This window comes from Citrobacter sp. MGH103, from assembly GCF_001034475.2.
Classification (GTDB): domain Bacteria; phylum Pseudomonadota; class Gammaproteobacteria; order Enterobacterales; family Enterobacteriaceae; genus Citrobacter; species Citrobacter freundii.
Genome location: NZ_CP073043.1, coordinates 1168677 through 1187748 on the forward strand (window position 1 = coordinate 1168677; position 19072 = coordinate 1187748).

15 protein-coding genes are annotated in these 19072 nt (G+C 47.7%); 10 read left to right on the forward strand and 5 right to left on the reverse strand.

The genetic code is table 11. The features are described from left to right. Positions 1-11 precede the first annotated feature (11 nt). Positions 12-1403 carry a DUF4832 domain-containing protein gene (locus SK33_RS05635; protein WP_003037165.1) on the forward strand — a complete coding sequence of 464 codons (1392 nt, stop codon included), beginning with the start codon at positions 12-14 and terminating at the stop codon, positions 1401-1403. Positions 1404-1449: 46 nt separating this feature from the next. Here the strand turns inward: SK33_RS05635 and galE are convergent, their stop codons facing one another. The 3 genes from galE to SK33_RS05650 form a co-directional block, all read right to left on the reverse strand. Continuing rightward, the gene (galE, locus tag SK33_RS05640; protein WP_003037163.1) at positions 1450-2466 is read right to left on the reverse strand and encodes a UDP-glucose 4-epimerase GalE; all 1017 of its coding nucleotides are present in this window, start codon (positions 2464-2466) and stop codon (positions 1450-1452) included. 52 nt (positions 2467-2518) lie between these two features. Then, the gene (locus tag SK33_RS05645; RefSeq protein ID WP_003839746.1) at positions 2519-3457 is read right to left on the reverse strand and encodes a glucosamine inositolphosphorylceramide transferase family protein; all 939 of its coding nucleotides are present in this window, start codon (positions 3455-3457) and stop codon (positions 2519-2521) included. A gap of 209 nt (positions 3458-3666) precedes the next feature. After that, the gene (locus SK33_RS05650) at positions 3667-4302 is read right to left on the reverse strand and encodes a carbonic anhydrase (protein WP_003037157.1); all 636 of its coding nucleotides are present in this window, start codon (positions 4300-4302) and stop codon (positions 3667-3669) included. Between the two features lie 258 nt (positions 4303-4560). Between SK33_RS05650 and SK33_RS05655 the strand changes: the two genes are divergently transcribed. Continuing rightward, positions 4561-5052, forward strand: coding sequence for an anti-virulence regulator CigR family protein (locus SK33_RS05655; RefSeq protein ID WP_003037154.1), 492 nt, complete (start codon positions 4561-4563; stop codon positions 5050-5052). Positions 5053-5130: 78 nt separating this feature from the next. Here the strand turns inward: SK33_RS05655 and SK33_RS05660 are convergent, their stop codons facing one another. Then, positions 5131-6879 (reverse strand): sigma-54 interaction domain-containing protein, encoded by a 1749-nt coding sequence (locus tag SK33_RS05660; RefSeq protein ID WP_048218460.1) that lies wholly within the window; start codon positions 6877-6879, stop codon positions 5131-5133. A gap of 381 nt (positions 6880-7260) precedes the next feature. Here SK33_RS05660 and dpaL point away from each other — a divergent pair, with 381 nt between their 5' ends. From dpaL to SK33_RS05690, 6 genes are all read left to right on the forward strand, one after another. After that, entirely contained in the window at positions 7261-8475 is a 1215-nt protein-coding gene (gene dpaL / locus SK33_RS05665) for a diaminopropionate ammonia-lyase (protein ID WP_008321489.1), read from the forward strand. A 32-nt stretch (positions 8476-8507) separates the two neighbouring features. Then, complete coding sequence (locus tag SK33_RS05670) at positions 8508-9692, forward strand: YgeY family selenium metabolism-linked hydrolase (RefSeq protein ID WP_003839756.1); 1185 nt, start codon at positions 8508-8510, stop codon at positions 9690-9692. 67 nt (positions 9693-9759) lie between these two features. After that, the gene (locus tag SK33_RS05675) at positions 9760-11352 is read left to right on the forward strand and encodes an N-acyl-D-amino-acid deacylase family protein (protein ID WP_008321492.1); all 1593 of its coding nucleotides are present in this window, start codon (positions 9760-9762) and stop codon (positions 11350-11352) included. Between the two features lie 78 nt (positions 11353-11430). Beyond that, complete coding sequence (locus tag SK33_RS05680; protein ID WP_003839760.1) at positions 11431-12717, forward strand: MFS transporter; 1287 nt, start codon at positions 11431-11433, stop codon at positions 12715-12717. Positions 12718-13187: 470 nt separating this feature from the next. Beyond that, the gene (gene evgA, locus SK33_RS05685; RefSeq protein ID WP_048218459.1) at positions 13188-13802 is read left to right on the forward strand and encodes an acid-sensing system DNA-binding response regulator EvgA; all 615 of its coding nucleotides are present in this window, start codon (positions 13188-13190) and stop codon (positions 13800-13802) included. Between the two features lie 4 nt (positions 13803-13806). Next, positions 13807-17049, forward strand: coding sequence for an ATP-binding protein (locus tag SK33_RS05690; RefSeq protein ID WP_048218458.1), 3243 nt, complete (start codon positions 13807-13809; stop codon positions 17047-17049). A gap of 74 nt (positions 17050-17123) precedes the next feature. On the opposite strand, the gene SK33_RS05695 is transcribed toward SK33_RS05690, so the two are convergent. Continuing rightward, positions 17124-17756 (reverse strand): YfdX family protein, encoded by a 633-nt coding sequence (locus SK33_RS05695; RefSeq protein WP_048218457.1) that lies wholly within the window; start codon positions 17754-17756, stop codon positions 17124-17126. Positions 17757-18037: 281 nt separating this feature from the next. On the opposite strand from SK33_RS05695, the gene SK33_RS05700 reads away from it, so the two are divergent. Then, positions 18038-18634 (forward strand): DUF308 domain-containing protein, encoded by a 597-nt coding sequence (locus tag SK33_RS05700; RefSeq protein WP_044699615.1) that lies wholly within the window; start codon positions 18038-18040, stop codon positions 18632-18634. After that, positions 18634-18981, forward strand: a complete 348-nt coding sequence (locus SK33_RS05705) for an HdeA/HdeB family chaperone (RefSeq protein WP_008321512.1) — start codon at positions 18634-18636, stop codon at positions 18979-18981. Before SK33_RS05700 ends, SK33_RS05705 begins: the two co-directional genes overlap by 1 nt. Positions 18982-19072: the final 91 nt, after the last annotated feature.

Genomic DNA, 19072 nt, shown 5'->3' on the forward strand with positions numbered 1-19072 from the left:
ATGTCATTGCGATGAAACGTAAATGGGTTAGTGCGTTGTTGTGCATGTTTTTCCCGCTGACGGTCATGGCCGCATTGACGACCGTTACCCCCAAAGCATTAACTGGCCCGCTAACCAATCCGGGGATTGGCGTGGCAAGTTTTCATCAGGGATACGGTGAAACGCTGGGGCTGGCGGACTATCCCAATACCGGATTTGAATACGAGCGTTTTTACTGGCGGGACCTGGAGCCTGTCGAAGGCCAGTACAATTTTGCGTTGGTGGATGATGCCTTCAAATACGCGGCGGCACATCGTCCAGCGATGAATGTCGGGCTACGATTTATGGTACTGGCAGAGCCGGAAAGCGGTTCGCAAATTCCTGACTGGCTGATTAAAAAAGGCGTGAAAGGTACCTGGACGCCGGATAAAAAGACATTTGCCCCGGATTTAGACGATCCTCTGTTTATTCAATACAGCCAGCGTCTGTTGAACGCATTTGGTAAGCGCTACGATGGTAATGAGAATCTCGCGTTTGTTGATATTGGCATGGTGGGATCATGGGGAGAATGGCATAACAGCAACTTCCCGAACCTGAAGCCATTACTGGAGCGATACACCACGGCGCAACTGGATCGCTACGTCGCGATGCACTTTTCTGCTTTTCCGGTGACGCCAAAAACCATGCTGATAAGCGGCGGACAAAGTCTGGCGAATGCGGTGGAGCGTGGGGCAGGATGGCGTGCGGACTGTTGGGGGGACCTGCGCGTATTTTCGGACTCCTGGAACCATATGACTGATGATTACCCGCAGCGATTGCTGGCTGCGCAGCAGAGTTATTCAGGGTTCAACGACGCATGGAAACGTGCGCCGGTGAGCCTGGAGATCTGCTCGTATATGCAGGACTGGAAGAATACCTTTCACTATACACGTGCTGAAGTGCAGGGGATTTTTGACTGGGCGGTCAAACAGCACGCCAGTACCATTAACCTGAAATCGAGAGCGATACCCAGCGACTATCGACCGATTGTCGACGATGCGCTGACCAAATTGGGCTATCGATTTCGCCTGGCGTCCCTGAGCCATGAGTCCGTGTGGGACAGCGGACAAACGCTGACATTGAACAGTACCTGGTACAATGAGGGTATCGCTCCGATTTATCTGCCTTATATGCTGGCATTCCGTGTTGTGGACAATGCTAATAAGGTGGTGGCACAGGGGAATTCCGCGGAGGATATTCGCCGCTGGCTCCCCGGTAAGTATCAGGTCAGTTATGCGTTATCTATGCCAGGCCGACTGGCAAAAGGGCAGTACGCGATTGAGGTTGCGATGTTGGATAAGTCGGGTGCGGCGAGAATTAACTTTGCCAATGAAGGGAAGCAGAACAGCGGCTGGTACCGGGTATCAACAATAACAGTACAATAGTCAGACACAGCAGCGAGCCTGACGGTCAGGCTCGCTGCTGTGAACATTAAATTTGATACCCATTCGGGTTGTTTTTTTGCCAGTTCCAGGTGTCACGCATCATTTCATCAAGGCTGTAGATGGCCTTCCAACCTAACTCCTTATATGCCAGCGATGGGTCAGACCAACATTCGGCAATGTCTCCGGGTCTTCTGGCGACAAACTGATAATGAATTTTGGTCTGGGCCGCTTTCTCAAATGCTTCAATCAACTTAATCACGGAATAACCGACACCGGTACCGAGATTAATCACCTTGTAAGCCGCGCCTTTGTTCAGGCAATCCAGCGCGGCTAAATGACCGGTCGCCAGATCCATGACGTGAATATAATCACGCACGCCGGTACCGTCGGGAGTGGGATAATCATTACCGTACACCGACACGGTTTCCAGCTTACCAATCGCGACCTGAGAGATATACGGAACCAGATTATTGGGGATACCGTTAGGATCTTCACCAATCCGACCCGATGGATGGGCGCCGACCGGGTTGAAATAGCGCAGGCAGGTAATGCGGAAATCGGGTTGTGCACGTGAGAAGTCAGCCAGAATTTGTTCGACCATTAACTTAGACGTGCCGTACGGATTGGTGGTGCCGCCCGTACGCGATTGCTCGCTAAGCGGTACGCTTTCCGGATTACCATATACCGTGGCGGATGAGCTAAAAATGAAACGATTAACGCCTGCGGCCAGCATTTCATCCAGTAAAACCAGCGTTCCGGTGACGTTGTTTTCATAGTAGGCGAGGGGCTCTTTTATCGACTCTGAAACCGATTTAAGCCCCGCAAAATGAATGACATCGGTGATGTTATGGTTGGCGAAAATGTTTTTCAATGCCGGCCTGTCGAGAACATCGGCGATATAGACAATAGGCTCTCTTCCAGTGAGTTCCGCGACCCTGTCCAGCGAGATTTGACTGGCGTTCGCCAGATTATCGATGACAACGACATCATCGCCTCTTTCCAGTAGCGTTAAAACAGTATGTGAACCAATATAACCTGCACCACCAGTGACCAGAATTGCCATACAGACTCCAGATAAACGGGGATTGAGTCACGCCAGTACCATAGAGAACGCGTTATTGGTGACGTTTGGTAAGGTTATAGTTGCGATACCTCACCATGCATTTATAAGATATTTTTTTAAGTATAGATAAAAAGCTGAATTGGTTTATTTTTGTATCATAAACAATATAGTTATTTGAGAAGTTCAGCGTGTGGACGCCGTCACTGTGGTTGATCGACGAATTAATTTGTTCGATTAGGTTCTCATCAAAATTAGCGTCGTTCAGTGTCACTAATTCTTTGATATAGATTGATTTTCCATAAGTTTCAGGTGTGCACTCCTGAGTAAGGAAGTACATTTTATTTTCGACCTGATAGGAGGCTCCTGCGCCTCGATGATGAGGATTGCTCACCTTCAATGAGGGGGTAATCCGCTGCCATTGTCCATAAATATGATCTGCCGAATGAATAATTATTTCATTATCCATCGTGGTGGACAAAAGATAACAGGCTTCATTAATTGATATAAATACGTTGTCGGTTAATTCGATATCAGAGATTAAAACTTTAACTTGCTTCCAGCGTGCAGGGAACTCTATTGACTGAAACAGTATTACCTCTTTTCTTTCTGAAGACTCGGGGATCATGAAGAGTTGATCGTTGATATGAATCAGATAAGGGAATGACAAATGACACTTTAAGTCGTCAAAGCCCTCAAGCTTAATATCATCAAGTTCAACCAGTTCACGGTCAAGAACGCGACATCGTAGCGTGCCTTTTGAGTTGCGAAAGCTAAGAGCTTCATAGAAAACATACAGTTTATCGTCTTTTTCAATCAGAAAAGGGTCAGCCTGAAATGTATATTTCTTTTTTAACTGCTGTGCAGTGGATTTGCTTAATATCTCCAGGGTGTTATCAGGGAATAAGTGTGTGCCATTATCCTTAATAAGCATGATATCCCACGACTCATGATAAAATAACATATTCATTATTCTTTTTATTTTTGCTTGCATTCGTACCGGCTCCTTTTATCGCCTGCACCATGTATGAACAGCTGTTTGCGACTCAGGAAATGAGACCTGTCGCAATATTTTATAAAATGTGCGAAAACCGATGTGGGAACACCAGTGGCCACTTTAAAGCTAGTCGCAAGTCCGTTTTTTGTCTACTAACAGAAATAGGGGGAGGAGATGTCCAGAGCATCCTTGCTCCAGTGGAAGAATTACTCGAAATGCACCTGCGGGTTTTCAGCAAGGGAAACGTAGGTTTTGCTGTTTTTATCCAGGGTACGGATTTCACCGCTTTCGATGTCATATACCCAGCCGTGCAGACGAAGAGCATTATTTCTCAGTCCAACCGCGACACAAGGATGCGTTTTAATGTTGTTGAGCTGCGCGATAACGTTCTCTTCCACCATGGCGTTAACTTTATCGATTGGGTTAGCCCAGGTTTTTTTCTCGACCACGGCTTTCGCGGCATCGGCATAGTGCAGCCAGTGAGCCACAGCAGGCATCGGATCCAGAGGCTGGCTATCGGCGATGGCTTTCATCGCGCCGCAGTTGGAGTGTCCGCAGATGACGATATCCGTCACTCCAAGTGCCACAACCGCGTATTCGATGGTTGCGGATACGCCACCCGGTTCCGGGCCGAAAGAGGGGACGATATTACCGGCGTTGCGGATAACGAAAAGCTGTCCGGGATCTTGCTGAGTAACGAGTTCTGGCACCAGGCGGCTATCGGAACAGGAGATGAAAAGCGCTTTAGGATTTTGGCTGGATGCCAGGCTGCGAAAGAGTTCCTTGCGTTGAGGGAAAATCTCTTTTTGGAAGTTGAGGAAGCCCTCAATGATATGTTGCATAGCAGTGTCTCTTTTCTCTGTTTAAGCAGGTTATGATGAAGATCACACTTTCCAGTTTAACACCAGCCGACAGAAGAGAAAGACTTTATAGCAGTTCTGCAACATCTTTGGCTAACTTTTCTCCACCGCGGCGAGGCGAATAGCGTGATGTGTGCTATGTGCTTTCCCTTTTTTGCCAATAAATCGGAGTTGTAGCGATAGCCAGTATTCACGCGATACCGTACATTTTTATATGTATCCACATTTTAAGGAATCATCATGTCCAGACTTCGTGCTTTAGCAACAGCTTTAGTCGCCGTTGCCGCGATGACGATGTGCGCCACCCCAGTATTGGCCAACCCCGGTAATGGCAACGGCAATGGTAATAGTGGCAACCATGGAAATAGTAGCAATCATGGTAATAGCGGGAATAAGGGCAATAGCCAGAAAGGCAATTCGCAGGCAGAACAACGTAAAAATTATGGTAAGCCGGACCATGTTGATAGTGACATCAGCTATAACGTGGCCAGACAGTATGCCGTCAGATATGGTTTGACGGGCTATAAGTCACTGCCTCCGGGTATCGCCAAAAATCTGGCGCGAGGAAAGCCGCTTCCTCCGGGGATCGCTAAGAAAAGTGTTCCATCCTCTATGCTGAACCAATTGCCGTATTATCCAGGTTATGAATGGCAGGTTGTGGGCGACAATCTGGTGTTGATTGCACTGAGTACGGCGATTGTCACCGCGGTAATTAATGGTGTGTTTGATTAAGTATTTTCGGGCTTAATTTGCTCTGTTATACCGATGAGAAGCCCGCGTTGTGCGGGCTTCTCAGTTAATAAGGAAAGCTTATAGGCCGTACAGTTTTATTTTTCTATAGAGCGTGGCAATGCTGATCCCCAGTTCTGTCGCGGCTTGCTTTTTCCCCTCAACGCTTGAGCCGAATCGCAGGATGACGTTTTCGATAGCCTCCCTTTCCGCTTGTTTTCCTTTGCTGGCAAGCTGTCGGGGTTGCGCGGTCATCGTCGTTTTTCTACCGTCAGCGGCGGTAAGCAGGTAAGGGGGAAGATGGCTGGCGTTGATCCCAGCGGCTTCTCCGCGCATCACAAAAATGTATTCGATCACGTTGCGTAATTCACGAATGTTACCCGGCCAGTGCCAGGCATAAAGGCGATTAATAACGTCATCAGGCAGTTTTTGCGGTGGTCGCTGGTAACTGACCGAAAACTCATCGGCAAAATACTGTGCGAGGACCGCAATATCAGCCCGGCGTTCACGCAGGGAAGGAAGTACCAGAGGGACCACGTTCAGGCGATAGAAAAGATCTTCACGAAACTGATTATTTTCCACCATCGCGTTAATGTTTTTGTTAGTTGCGGCAATAATGCGCACATCAATATTGATGGTGTTATTAGAGCCAACGCGGGTGATCGCCTTTTCCTGCAATACCCTGAGCAGCTTGGCCTGCAGGTGCAGTGGCATATCGCCAATCTCATCCAGAAACAGGCTGCCGCCGTTGGCCAGTTCAAATTTCCCCATTCGCCCTTTGGGATCGGCCCCGCTGAATGCGCCGCGAACATAACCAAACAGTTCGCTTTCCAGTAGTTGTTCTGGGATAGCTGCGCAGTTGATTGTTACGAAAGGCGCGGCTTTACGTGGACTGCTCTGGTGAATGGCAAATGCCACGACCTCTTTCCCCGAGCCACTTTCCCCGGTGATGAGCACGCTGGCGTAACTGTTGGCGATTTTACCTATGGTACTTCTGAGCTGTTCCATTGAGGAAGAGTGACCAATTAGTCGTACCTGTATGTCGGACTCATAAGGGGATGGAGTAAGGTTACTCAGGTAGTCGTGTGCATCACGAAAGATAACCATGGTTAAGCGATCGTTATCCTGCGAGGAGAGCGAAATTTGTTTGCACAGTACATGATGTTTCTGACCTTCAAGCGTCAGCCACGCTTCTTCATCGCCATACAGGCTGTCCCCGGTTGTTTCAATGGTCAGAGGTAATCCCTGAACCTCACGGTTGAGGATGCGATCGGCTGAATGATTGGCATGCCAGATAAGACCCTTGCCATCAATCGCTACCACGCCGCGGTCCATGGCATCGATCAGACGCCGAAATGCGCCAAGCGTTTCCTGTGCGCGTAAGCGTTCCAGGCATTCAAAGACCTTACTGGAGATCATTACGGCGATTTGCTCAATAAAGGTGACAAATTTATCAATCTGGCTCAGTAACGTGTCACGCTGTGCCTGGGTTGAGCAAATAATCCCGATCACGCCAATCACGCGATTATTAAGAAAAATAGGTGCGTTCAAATCCAGCATTTCAGAACAGTAGTGGTGTTTTTCACATAACTGACACAGCGGATGTTCGCCGGGGTTTTTGATCAGTACCGTTTCTCGCACCTGCAATACGTGACGATAAATGTAGCCATTTTTGGCCACGTTCTCATTGAGCATATGCCGGTATTTCCCGGTACCCGCGATGCGCATTAAAGATTCATCAATGATTTCAACGTCCGTGCCCGTTATGCCAGAAATAGCGTCGGCGTAATTGCATATATCATCCTGAATATTGCTGAGTACTGAAATCATGGTACTTCTCCGGCGGTGTGTCACATTTCTCAAGGAAAATGATAAATAGGCGAAACAATGCAAAAATGATTTGCGAAAAATCAATCTACCACGCTGTTTTTGAATGTTTTTCTTATTTTATCTTCCGCGATCACACTATTTATCAATGATGAGAATTTATCAAAACGAGGCGATAAATTGAGGCATTGATATTTTCGGTTGTCAATTTAAAATTTCATTTAATTTATTGAAATTAAAGCCATTATTAAAATATTTATAAGAATTTACTCAATTCATAAAAAGCTGGTAAGTATTTTGCTCTATTGCCAATACCGATAACGGAAATATCTCTGTATTGCACCGATTACAGGGAATGAAATACCAGGACAATGAGGTTTTATGATGCAGGAAAACTTATCATTTTTTATCAACCAGACACCGTTTACCGAACATCCGAACGCGCCGCTGGCACCGTTTAGCCGCCAGGAACTGGTAAAAGCGTTGAATTTTCATCGGTCTATTCCGGGCTACGCGCCGACGCCGCTGTATACGCTACCGGCGCTTGCACAAAAACTGGGCGTAAAAAATATCTACCTCAAAGATGAATCTCAGCGTTTTGGCCTGAAAGCCTTCAAAGCGCTGGGTGGCTCCTATGCGATGGCGTGCCATATCGCTGAATTGGTTGGTAAGGATATCAGTGAACTGCCGTTTGACGTGATGACCAGCGAAGAGGTTCGTCACGATCTGCAAACTGTCACGTTTGCTACCACCACTGATGGCAACCACGGTCGCGGCGTGGCATGGATGGCGCGCCAACTGAAGCAAAACGCCGTGGTTTATATGCCAAAGGGCTCTTCGCAGCAACGTCTGACCTCTATCCGTAACGAAGGCGCTACCGCTGAGATCGTCGATATGAACTATGACGATGCGGTTCGTATGACCGCGGAGCAGGCCGAAAAGTATGGCTGGATTGTCGTGCAGGATACCGCCTGGGAAGGATACGAAAAGATCCCGCAGTGGATTATGCAGGGCTACGGCACGCTGATGCTCGAGGCGATAGATCAGCTGCATCAGGTTGCGCCGACTCACATTTTTGTGCAGGCAGGCGTCGGCTCGTTTGCCGGCATGGTTCAGGGAATGGTGACGGCAGCCTGGGGTGAGAATCGCCCGAAAGTGATCGTCGCCGAAGCGTTAATTGCAGATTGCCTCTACCGCTCAGCCCGTTCGAAAGAGGGGGATGCCATTGCGGTGGGCGGTGATTTACAAACCGTGATGGCCGGTCTCGCCTGCGGTGAGGCGAACAGTATCGGCTGGAAACTGCTGCGCGACTATGCCAACGCATTTGCTTCCTGCCCGGATGAAGTTGCAGCGTTAGGCATGCGCATGTTGGGCAACCCGCTGGCAGGCGATCCACAGATTATTTCGGGTGAGTCAGGTGCGGTTACTACCGGTCTGCTGGCGCTGTTGATGACCTCACCTGAACTGGCGCAAACGCGTGAGCAACTGGGGCTGGATGCGCACTCTCGCGTGCTGTTAGTCAGCACCGAAGGGGATACCGACCCGCAACAATATCTGGATATTGTCTGGGGCGGACAGTACCCGGGCATCAACAAATAATTCCCTGATTAAGAGATATAACGGAGAAACCCATGTTATCTGCAAACCGCATTGAAGAAGTCATTAAAAACTGTCAGGCGCTGATCCAACAAAAAAGTTATTCCGGTCAGGAAGGTGAAGTGGTTAATGCCATAAAAACAATGATGCAGCATTACCAATTCGATGACATCCACGTTGATAAGTACGGCAACATTGTTGGCGGTATTGTCGGCAACCAGCCAGGGAAAACGTTGGTTCTCGATGGACATATCGATACCGTGCCGGTGAACGAAGAGAAGTGGTCCCGCAACCCATACGGCGGCGATATTGAAGATGGCAAAATTTATGGTCGCGGCACAACTGACATGAAAGGTGCCGTGGCGGCGATGATCTCCGCCGTGGGCTTTTTCGGTCAGGACAATCAGCGAAATTTTGCCGGTAAAATCTACGTTGCGTGCATCGTGCATGAAGAGTGTTTTGAAGGTATTGCCGCTCGCCTGGTCAGCGAGCGCTATAAGCCAGACTACGTGATCATCGGCGAAGCTTCCGAGTTAAACCTGAAAATTGGTCAACGTGGCCGCGCTGAAATTGTGGTCGAAACCTTTGGTAAACCCGCGCACTCCGCTAACCCGCAGGCGGGGATTAACGCGGTGTACAAAATGGCGCAATTGATCGACAAAATTCGCACGATTACGCCGCCAACGCATCCGGTTCTGGGGCCAGGCATTCTGGAACTGACCGACATTAAATCTTCGCCGTACCCGGGGGCCTCGGTGGTACCGGATTACTGTCGCGCAACCTACGATCGCCGTTTGCTGGTGGGTGAAACCAAAGAAAGCGTGATTGCTCCGCTGGAAAATGCGCTTGCGGAACTTATTGCTCAGGATCCGCAGTTTAAGGCCCGAGTGTCCTACGCGGTGGGTCAGGAGTCTTGCTATACCGGCGCCACGATTGAGGGAGAGCGGTTCTTCCCTGGCTGGGTGTACGACGAGTCCGACGAATTCGTGCAGGCAGCGTTGGCGGGCGTTCGTGAGGCTGGCTTTAATCCAACCATTACACAGTACTCATTTTGTACCAACGGTAGCCACTATGCGGGCGAAGCGGGAATCAAAACCATCGGCTTCGGTCCTTCACGAGAAAACCTGGCACACACCATTGATGAGTATATCGAGATCGAGCAATTAACCGGCTCGGCCAGCGGCTATTACAGCATTATCCAGACACTCTATCGCCAATAAAAATAAAGATAACCACCTCTTACCTTACAGGCGGTGTAGCTCAGCAGCACCGCCATGGAGAATAACGATGAAAACCATTTTCAAAAACGGAAATGTAATTGATGGGACGGGCAGTGAAGGCAGAATTGCCGATGTGATGGTTGATGAAGGACGTATTGTCGCAATCGGCCAAATTGAGGTTGGCGTTAATGAGCAGGTTATTGATGCAACAGGAAAAATAATTTGTCCTGGCTTTATTGATACCCATACGCACTCTGACCTGTCAGCCATTATTAACCCCGCTCTGTCGGCAAAAATTCGTCAGGGTATCACCACCGAACTGTTGGGCCAGGATGGCGTCGCCTTAGCGCCGCTACCGGAAGAATATATTCCAGCCTGGCGTAAAAATATCGCCGGACTGGACGGTGACACCGACAAAATTGACTGGAAATATAAAAATACAGACGGTTATCTCAATCTGCTGGCATCGCGTCATCCGGCGACAAACCTCGCGTATTTAGTTCCTCATGGCAACGTGCGCATGGAAGCGATGGGCCTGGATGGGCGTCCTTCGACCCGTGAAGACGTGGCGAAGATGTGTGAGGTCCTTGAGCGGGAGTTAAAAGCCGGGGCATTTGGACTTTCCACTGGTCTTATCTATATGCCTTGCGCCTTTGGTGATACTGCCGAAATGATTGAACTATGTAAGGTCACGGCGAAATATGACGGGATTTTTGTGGTGCATCAGCGCAGTGAAGCTGACGATATTATCAACTCAACCCAGGAACTGATTGATATCGCCACAGCCACCGGCGTCTGGCTGCATATTTCGCATATGAAGGTTTGCGGCAAGAAAAACTGGGGGCTGATCGACCAAATGCTGGGCATGCTGGAACAGGCGCAGGAAAAGGGGATTCGTATCTCTTTCGACCAGTATCCGTATGTGGCGGGCAGCACGATGCTCGGCGTGATCCTGCCGCCCTGGGTTCACTCCGGTGGTACGGACAAATTACTTGAGCGTCTCGCCTCGCCCGAACTGCGCGCCAAAATGATTGACGATATTCAGCAGGGTATTCCTGGCTGGGATAACTTTATCGATTTTGCCGGTTTGGACCAGATTTTTGTCACCAGCGTGAAAACGGCAAAAAATCAAGATGCTGTCGGTTTGAACCTCGTCCAGTTGGGCGAGCTGCGTGGAAAAGATCCGTACAACGCCACCTTCGATCTGCTCTTTGAAGAGGAAAACGCCGTGGGGATGGTCGACTTCTACGGTACCGAAGAGCACGTGATTAAGTTTCTCTGTCGACCTGAACAAAACGTCTGTACCGATGGCTTGATGGGGGCTGGCAAACCGCACCCGCGCGTGTTTGGCGCATTCCCTCGCGTGCTCGGTAAATATGTTCGTGAAGAGGGATGTCTGAGCTGGGAAGCGGCAATCCGCAAGATGACGGGGAAACCTGCTGAAGTATTGGGTTTGCAGGATCGCGGACTGCTGAAGGTCGGTTATGCAGCGGATATCGTGATGTTCGATCCGAACACAATTGCGGATAAAGGCACTTTTGTTGAACCCAATCAGTACCCGGAAGGGATTGAAATTGTCATGGTTAATGGGCGCATTGCCTTAATCAATGGCACGGAAAGTTATGCCTGTAGCGGTACGGTTATTAGAAAACAATATTAATAAATAACGCTAAACACGCATGGATCTATCGCGACTATTTATGGCCGCGGTAGATCACTACACCCTAAGGACATCACAATGAACCTACAAACGTCTTTACCTTCAGGTAAACCCAAGACCTGGAAAGCAAGATATACCGTCCTGACACTGATCTGGCTGGCGTGGCTGCTCTCTTTTCTCGACAGAATGGTGATGAGCGTTTCACTCCCTTATATTGGCAAAGATTTAAATCTTGATACGACTCAACAAGGTTTAATTATTAGCGCCTTTTTTATTGGTTATGCCGCGTTTCAAATTCCCGGTGGATTACTGGCGGATAAGTTTGGCTCGCGAAAAATCATGGCCATTGGTATTGCATGGTGGTCTGTGTTCACCAGCTTAACCGGCGCTGTGTTGACGCTGCCGCTGATGTTAGCAGTACGTTTCTTCTTTGGTATCGGTGAGGGATGTTTCCCGTCGGCCTCATGGAAGATGATATCAACTTATTTCCCATCGAAAGAACGTGGCCGCGCCACGGCGATTCAGTCAACGGTAAACACCTTAGGCCCAGCGCTGGCGGTAGTCGTGGCGGCAAGCATCATCGGGGCATTTGGCTGGCACATGGTTTTTATCGTGCTGGGTATTCCCGGTCTGTTTATCGCCGCAGGTATCTACTTATTTACGCGTGACAACCCGAAAGATCACCCTGCCATTACGCAACAAGACCTGGCGGAGCTGGCTGCTGACGACCAGGGGAGCCTGCAAAACACCAGTGCTATCGCGTTTAAAGACGTACTCAAAATGCCGGTGCTCTGGCAAATGGCCAGTATCTGGTTTTTGTTTGATATCACCTTCTGGGGTTTTTCAACCTGGCTGCCAAGCTACCTGATTACCGTACGAGAGTTTTCTCTGGCAAAGACCGGTGTCATGGCGGCCATTCCCTTCCTGTTCGGGGCTGGCGGAACATTATTAGGTGGTTATTGCTCAGACAAATTCAAACCCCAGCGTAAAACGCTGTATGTCGTAACCTCTGTTATTGCCGCGGGTTTCCTGTATCTGACCTTCAGCGTGAGCAGTGCAGATATGGCGGTGGTTTATCAGTGTATTTCAGCCTTGTTCATGTTTTTCGCTATGGCAACGTTCTGGGGTATTCTGATGGATACCATTCCCAGCAACATCATGGGGCGGGCATCCGGTATTGTTAACTTTGGCGGCCAGATGGCAGGGGTTGTATCAGCGCCCATCATCGGCTGGTTGATCCAAAGCAGCGGCGGAAGCTATAACAGCGCCTTTATCTTTATGATTGCCGCACTGTTGTGCTCAGCTGTCGTTACACTGACAGTCAAAAGTTCGCACGCAGTGGGAGCGTTGCCCAGTAAAGCCTGATTAATCGCTGCCTCCCTGTAGCACTGCTGCTCCAGAGCTGCAGGGAGTTTCTCTCTAAATTCAGCAGGTTTGTACTCTTGTTCTCCATATTTGACCAGGTATGAAATTTATTTTTAGATAGCTATTCGCATATCCCCCCTCGCAGTTCTGATGAACAATATCCCGGTTATATGTCCCAAAGCATTAAGAATAAATCATAATAAATGAGAGATTTGTCCTACGCGTGTAGGAATATTCCTTTTATGTTGTGTTAATGGTTTGATATTTAGATAGGCTCAAGGTTTAAAATTTGTAAATTACAGTGTTGCGTTTATACCTTGTTCTGCATTTTTTATAAAAAATGAATAAAATATACGCGTGATTATGTTAGGATTTACCTGATAAAGCCTTATTTTCAGAAATTATAATGTTGAAGGCTCGCCTGCTCTATAGCCATCGCCTCTCTTTATTTATCGGGATTCTTATACGCAATGAACGCGATAATCGTTGACGATCACCCATTGGCACGCATTGCCATTCGCAACTTACTCGATACTAATGGTATCGCTGTGACCACCGAACTCGACAGCGGAGATCAAGTGGTTCAAACCGTTGAAAAAACTAAGCCGGAGCTGTTGATTATCGATGTAGATATTCCCGGTATCAGTGGCATCGAAGTGCTGGAGCAACTGAGAAAGCGGCACTATGCTGGTGTAATCATTATCATTTCAGCCAAAAATGAATTTTTTTACGGCAAACGTAGCGCCGAATATGGTGCCAATGGATTTGTGAGTAAAAAAGAAGGTATGAATAATATTCTTGCCGCAATCGAAGCAGCAAAAAATGGCTATAGCTATTTTCCCTTTTCCCTTGAGCATTTTACTGGTTCATCCGTCAGCGAGCAGGATAAGCTTGATACGTTGTCGAATCAGGAAATGAGAGTATTGCGTTATATCCTTAATGGCATGGATTACAGCTCAATTGCCAGCAAAATGAATATCAGTAATAAAACGGTGAGTACCTATAAAAGCCGGTTGACGGAAAAATTAGATTGTTCATCATTAATGGAAATTTATGATTATGCGCAGAGAAATAAAATAGGATAGAGTAATGCTGGAACGCTTGTTTATTTTTTTGATGGTCATATTTACCATCGGGTTGTCTACGGGTGTAAGCTCAGCTCGGCAAGTTGAGCTAAAAAGTAATTATAATACTTCAGTACAAAATATCAGCTTGAACAGGGAAGAAACAAACTGGTTAGCGCATAAAAAAACCTTGGTTGTTGGTACCTGGTTACCTGAAGTCTCCCCCATTGTTTATCAAAATAGCGGCGAATATTATCGGGGAGTCAACGCAGATTACCTTGCGTTAATGCAAAAGAACCTCAATCTGAAAATCATTATAAAGCAGTATGATAATGAGCAAGAGGCGCTGGCCGCGCTCGCCAATAACGATGTTGATACGCTGATAACCCAACTGTCCCGACGCCAGGATGTGGGCGGAAATTTGTTGCGTACTTCGGTATTGCTGACGACGTGGCCGACGCTTGTAACATCACTAAAAAACACTATGCTGCCGCTGACCACGAACCATCAGGTTAGCGTCGCGTGCGTGCGGGATTGCCCTTTTCTCGATGTTATCCAGGGGGCTTTTCCTGAGGCTAAAGTCTCATTTTATGACGACGAGTATCAGGCCATGGCCTCGGTAGTGAATGGTGATAACCAATATTATATTGGTAACAATATCACCAGCAGCCATTGCATCTCTCGATACTTCTCACAATCACTGGTTATTACGCACTACTTTGATAAGCAAGAACAATATAATTATTTTGTCGTTAACGAAGATCAGCCGGTATTAAGAAATATTCTTGATGGTTTCATTACGTCAATCAGTAATGAAATTCATATGCAAGTCATGCAGAACTGGCTGAACCGCGGCAACCTTGCCTATCTGAATGCACCTATACCTTTCACCACTCAGGAAAAAGCGTGGTTGAAGAAAAAGCATGTCATCCGCATTTTAATCAACCCAGATTACCCGCCCTATACGCTGGTCGATCGCAGCGGTGAATTACGCGGTATTCTTGGCGATTTACTGAATATTATTCATCTGCAAACGGGGCTCGATTTTGAACCCATTTTAGCTAACTCTAAAAGCGAGCAGACAAAGCAAATAAGCGGCGAACAGTGGGATATGTATCCCACTATCACGCTCACTCATCAAAACCCGCACAATTCGACCTTTAGCGATCCTCTGATGAATGTGGCATTTGTGATGATCACTTCCCGTGAGGAAACCGCCGACTCGCTACTGGAGAAGCCGATACGTATTGCGCTACCTGCCGGGCATGTGCTGGAAAGCGAGCTGAAGCAACGTTATCCGCAGGCCACCTGGGTTAATGCTGATACTGGCAGCGTTGCGATGGCCATGGTCAAGGAGGGCAGCGCTGATGCGGCAATTGCTACTGAATTGTCAGCAAGGTTTATGGTCGATCATTACTATCAGAAAAATATGCACTTTTTTAGGCTTCCAGATATGCCTGGTGCCTCAGTAAGTTTTGCGATTTCTTCCCACGAGCCTATGTTGAAGTCTGTTATGGATAAAGCGCTACAGGCCATACCGCCACGTGAGATTTTGCAGATGACGGAGAAGTGGTCGAAAATTTCCAATACGCAGGTTGATTTATGGAGTCGATATAGCAAACAGTTCTATCAACTGGGGATATTCGCGCTGCTGCTGATAGCGATTAGCCTGATCTGGGGGATCTCACTCTCCCGTGAGGTAAAAAAAAGGAAACTATCTCAGCGGCTACTGGAAGAGCAGCTTCATCTCAAAGAGGCATTATCTCAAGAACTGGAAAACGAAAAGAATAAAGCGATTGAAGCAACCAAGGCCAAAAGTCGCTTTCTGGCGAGTATGAGCCATGAATTACGTACCCCGGTAAGCTCGATTGTTGGCTTTGTGGAATTACTGTCGAGTTCAGAACTCAGCCCGGCACAGCGAAAAGAGGCGATTGCCCTTACCGGGGCGACAGCCCAGTCATTGCTTGGGCTGATCGGTAAGATTCTGGATCTGGATAAGATTGAGTCTGGTAAATACCAGGTTGTTCCTCAATGGACGGATCTCTCGCAGCTCATTGAATTGCAGTGCCACTCTTTCGATGCTTTAGCCAGACAGAAAGGCATTACGCTGGCTTGCGTTAGCCAGTTGCCGGCAAACGAACGGGTATTTGTCGATCAGCAGGCTTTGCGGCAAATTCTCACCAACCTGGTAGGTAATGCGTTGAAGTTTACCGAGCAGGGCAGTATTCATGTGACGGCCCGTTTGTCGCCTGACGGGGAGAATCACGGTACCCTGACCATTGCCATTAGCGACACCGGTTGCGGGATTAGTGAAGAGGAGCAGGCGGGGCTGTTTCATCGTTACGCTCAGGGGCGTTGCGGGCGTCAACAAACCGGTTCCGGTCTGGGATTATTTATCTGTAAAGAACTGGTGACGCTGATGGGTGGGACGCTGGAGTTGATGAGCGTCCCGTTGCAAGGAACCACGTTTACCATAACGCTGCCGGTTGAAACGGCTCGACAGTCGATTGTACCGGATGGCGATGCGCTTGGTACTCTGTTACCGCTTCCGTGTCTGTCTATTTTGATTGCAGACGATAACCCGACCAATCGCCTGCTGCTCAAGCGACAGTTGAATGCCATTGGCTACAACGTGGATGAAGCGTGTGATGGGGAGGAGGCAGAAGCCAAACTGGCGAAAAAATCGTACGATCTGCTGATAACCGATGTAAATATGCCGAAAAAAGACGGGTTTGATCTCGCGGCTTCGCTACGTCGTCAACAGCCGAATTTACAAATATGGGGACTGACGGCCAGCGCACTTCCACAGTCACGCGATCGATGCCTGCAAAATGGTATGAATTTGTGCCTGTTCAAGCCTGTGTCGATTCAGACACTGACACATGAGTTGAGTAAAATCGAAACCGGTTATTCGTCTCCTTGTTCAATCCGGCATTTGAAATTCAATGTGTTGACGGAGAATACCGGCGGCGATCGCGCACTAATGAACGAGATTCTCGAGACATTTCGCGAGGCAACGCTGAATGATATACAAGCGGCTGAGAAAGCTGTTCTGCAAGATGAACCTCAGCTGTTTTTGCGCGCTCTTCACCGGTTGCATGGCTCGGCGCAAATTCTGGGCATCACTGCGCTACAAAACCTGTGCGAACCTTTCGAATCCAGACGACCTGACGATCTTCCTCTGGCAGTACGCCAGGAGGCATTGCAGAAGATTATTGCTGTTATGCGGGAAATTGAGATTGAGATAGACAGTCTGATTAGCCATTAATCCCCCTGATCGGGTGGCCGTAGCTGCCCGATCAGGAGAGAAAGTCCTGGTTCAACACTCCGTAGTGCTGAGTATTACTGGCCTGCGCCAATCATCTCGCTATCGATCACAATACCTTCTTCAGCACCTTTTAACACAAGGTTTGCTTCATAATATTTACCGGAAGACAGCAGTTTTTGCGCGCTGGTAACGGCTTTACGAGTCTGATTCAGGGGCATCAGGTATTGGGTTTGAAGCACGCTGATACCAGCCAGTTGCAGGGTATCCACTGCACCTTTCCAGTCGCCTTTGGCCATTTTGCCATTCGCTGTTTTGATAGCGGATTCTTTGGCTGGAGTGGCAATATAGTCTTCTGACAGCGCGATCGTAGCGTTAATAACCACGTACTGATCGTCAATCATCTTGGCTTTAGGCGCAGTTTTTACAAATTTCGCCCAATCTTTGCTGTCGCCTGCCAGCAGGGAAGCGGCGTCATCGGTTAATTTTTTAGCGCTGTCAGGCTGTCCATGAAACAGGGCCAAACGAGCAAGCTGAATATCACGCATCGCATTTGCGCCTTGCACTGCGACCTGCATAATATCGGCAGCTTCTTTTTGTACATTTGCGGTAGTAGCTTGCTCCGGAGTAGTTGTGGTAGCAGTAGCAGCCATCACTGGTGCTGAACCCATCATGGTTGCAAGCACACCCGCAAGAATAATCTTTTTCATTACTTTCTCCTGAATAAATTTGGTATATGTCACCAAACGCAATAAGCATATTAAATAATGTTAAAGAGCGAAATCAGAACCACGATAGAATAATGACCGTTTAATCTTACAAGTGTCAGATGTCTGACATGTGTAGGAATATACGCATAGCGACATTCTCTTGTTCTTATATACGCTTCCTTAGCGGAAGTCTTATCATTCCATTGTAAGTAACATATGTTGAGTGAGTAATAATTCTTGTGTCAACAGGTTACATTGCGTTTATGTATAACGGAGGATGTATGTTTGTTTTTAATCAGCGTAGCCTGAGAGCGTTTAATGAAAAAACACTCGTTCATTATAAAAAGCATGCGACGATTATGGCGGTGTTGATGTTGATTTGTGGCATCTGCTGCTTGATTTATCCGATTGCTGCAGGTGTTTATTTAAGCTATGCAACTGGCTTTATGTTCCTGGTATGTGGTTTTTATTCTATTTATAGCCTGTTTAGCTCAAGTAAAAAGCAATTGAAAGCCAAATTTACCTATGCCTTTTTTGCTATCGCGTGGTTACTGCTGGGTTACTGTTTCCTGGTGAATCCTGTGATAGGCATGAATTCATTGGCAATGGTATTTTGCTGCCTGTTTATTCTGGGTGGTATTTTTCGTATCGCATCTGGGGTCAAACTGTTCCACAGTCCGGGTTATGGATGGAACATTTTTATTGGTATTTTTGACCTGCTTATTGCCGGCGTCTGGCTGAATATGGATCCCGACAGATCGTATGTATTTACCTCAATTTTTATTGGTGTCGAGATGATCTTTAGTTCTTTAGCTTTTATCAGTCTGCGTAGAAATGCGACGCTGGTAAAAACTGATAAGCTCGCCGATAAAAATTAATGCTACCTCTGGAGCGCATAGTGAATATTAAAATGATGGTTTCTGCAGCTATTCTTGTGACCTCTGTTATGGCGCCAATGACCCGTGCTTTTGCTACTCAGGCAACGGAAGCGGCGCCACAAGATATGACCTGTAAAGAATTCGTTGATATGAGTCAGCAATACAAGACGGCAATTGCCTTTGTGATTGTGAATAAAAACTCGGACTTTAAAGGCGATGATTATGTTCCCCTGCATGAGGTGGAAACGGAAGCTGTACCGAAAATGGTTAAAATGTGTCATCAGCATCCGAATACAAAACTGGGTGAACTGGCTGTAAATCTGAAAGGTTCCGGTCTGCACTATTGATTAACCGTTTTGATAGCCTGGCTTTAGTTAGAATTGACAACCTCTGTACCTGCCCCAGTTGTTCCCCTACAAGAAAAGTCCGCGTAATGCT

What these genes read in the sequence shown, in the direction of transcription:
- SK33_RS05635 (WP_003037165.1), top strand. Translation starts at nt 12, where the DNA reads ATGAAACGTAAATGGGTTAGTGCGTTGTTGTGCATGTTTTTCCCGCTG.
- SK33_RS05660 (WP_048218460.1), bottom strand. Translation starts at nt 6,879, where the DNA reads ATGATTTCAGTACTCAGCAATATTCAGGATGATATATGCAATTACGCC.
- galE (WP_003037163.1), bottom strand. Translation starts at nt 2,466, where the DNA reads ATGGCAATTCTGGTCACTGGTGGTGCAGGTTATATTGGTTCACATACT.
- SK33_RS05670 (WP_003839756.1), top strand. Translation starts at nt 8,508, where the DNA reads ATGTTATCTGCAAACCGCATTGAAGAAGTCATTAAAAACTGTCAGGCG.
- SK33_RS05705 (WP_008321512.1), top strand. Translation starts at nt 18,634, where the DNA reads ATGCTACCTCTGGAGCGCATAGTGAATATTAAAATGATGGTTTCTGCA.
- SK33_RS05645 (WP_003839746.1), bottom strand. Translation starts at nt 3,457, where the DNA reads ATGCAAGCAAAAATAAAAAGAATAATGAATATGTTATTTTATCATGAG.
- SK33_RS05690 (WP_048218458.1), top strand. Translation starts at nt 13,807, where the DNA reads ATGCTGGAACGCTTGTTTATTTTTTTGATGGTCATATTTACCATCGGG.
- SK33_RS05695 (WP_048218457.1), bottom strand. Translation starts at nt 17,756, where the DNA reads ATGAAAAAGATTATTCTTGCGGGTGTGCTTGCAACCATGATGGGTTCA.
- SK33_RS05675 (WP_008321492.1), top strand. Translation starts at nt 9,760, where the DNA reads ATGAAAACCATTTTCAAAAACGGAAATGTAATTGATGGGACGGGCAGT.
- SK33_RS05680 (WP_003839760.1), top strand. Translation starts at nt 11,431, where the DNA reads ATGAACCTACAAACGTCTTTACCTTCAGGTAAACCCAAGACCTGGAAA.
- dpaL (WP_008321489.1), top strand. Translation starts at nt 7,261, where the DNA reads ATGCAGGAAAACTTATCATTTTTTATCAACCAGACACCGTTTACCGAA.
- evgA (WP_048218459.1), top strand. Translation starts at nt 13,188, where the DNA reads ATGAACGCGATAATCGTTGACGATCACCCATTGGCACGCATTGCCATT.
- SK33_RS05700 (WP_044699615.1), top strand. Translation starts at nt 18,038, where the DNA reads ATGTTTGTTTTTAATCAGCGTAGCCTGAGAGCGTTTAATGAAAAAACA.
- SK33_RS05650 (WP_003037157.1), bottom strand. Translation starts at nt 4,302, where the DNA reads ATGCAACATATCATTGAGGGCTTCCTCAACTTCCAAAAAGAGATTTTC.
- SK33_RS05655 (WP_003037154.1), top strand. Translation starts at nt 4,561, where the DNA reads ATGTCCAGACTTCGTGCTTTAGCAACAGCTTTAGTCGCCGTTGCCGCG.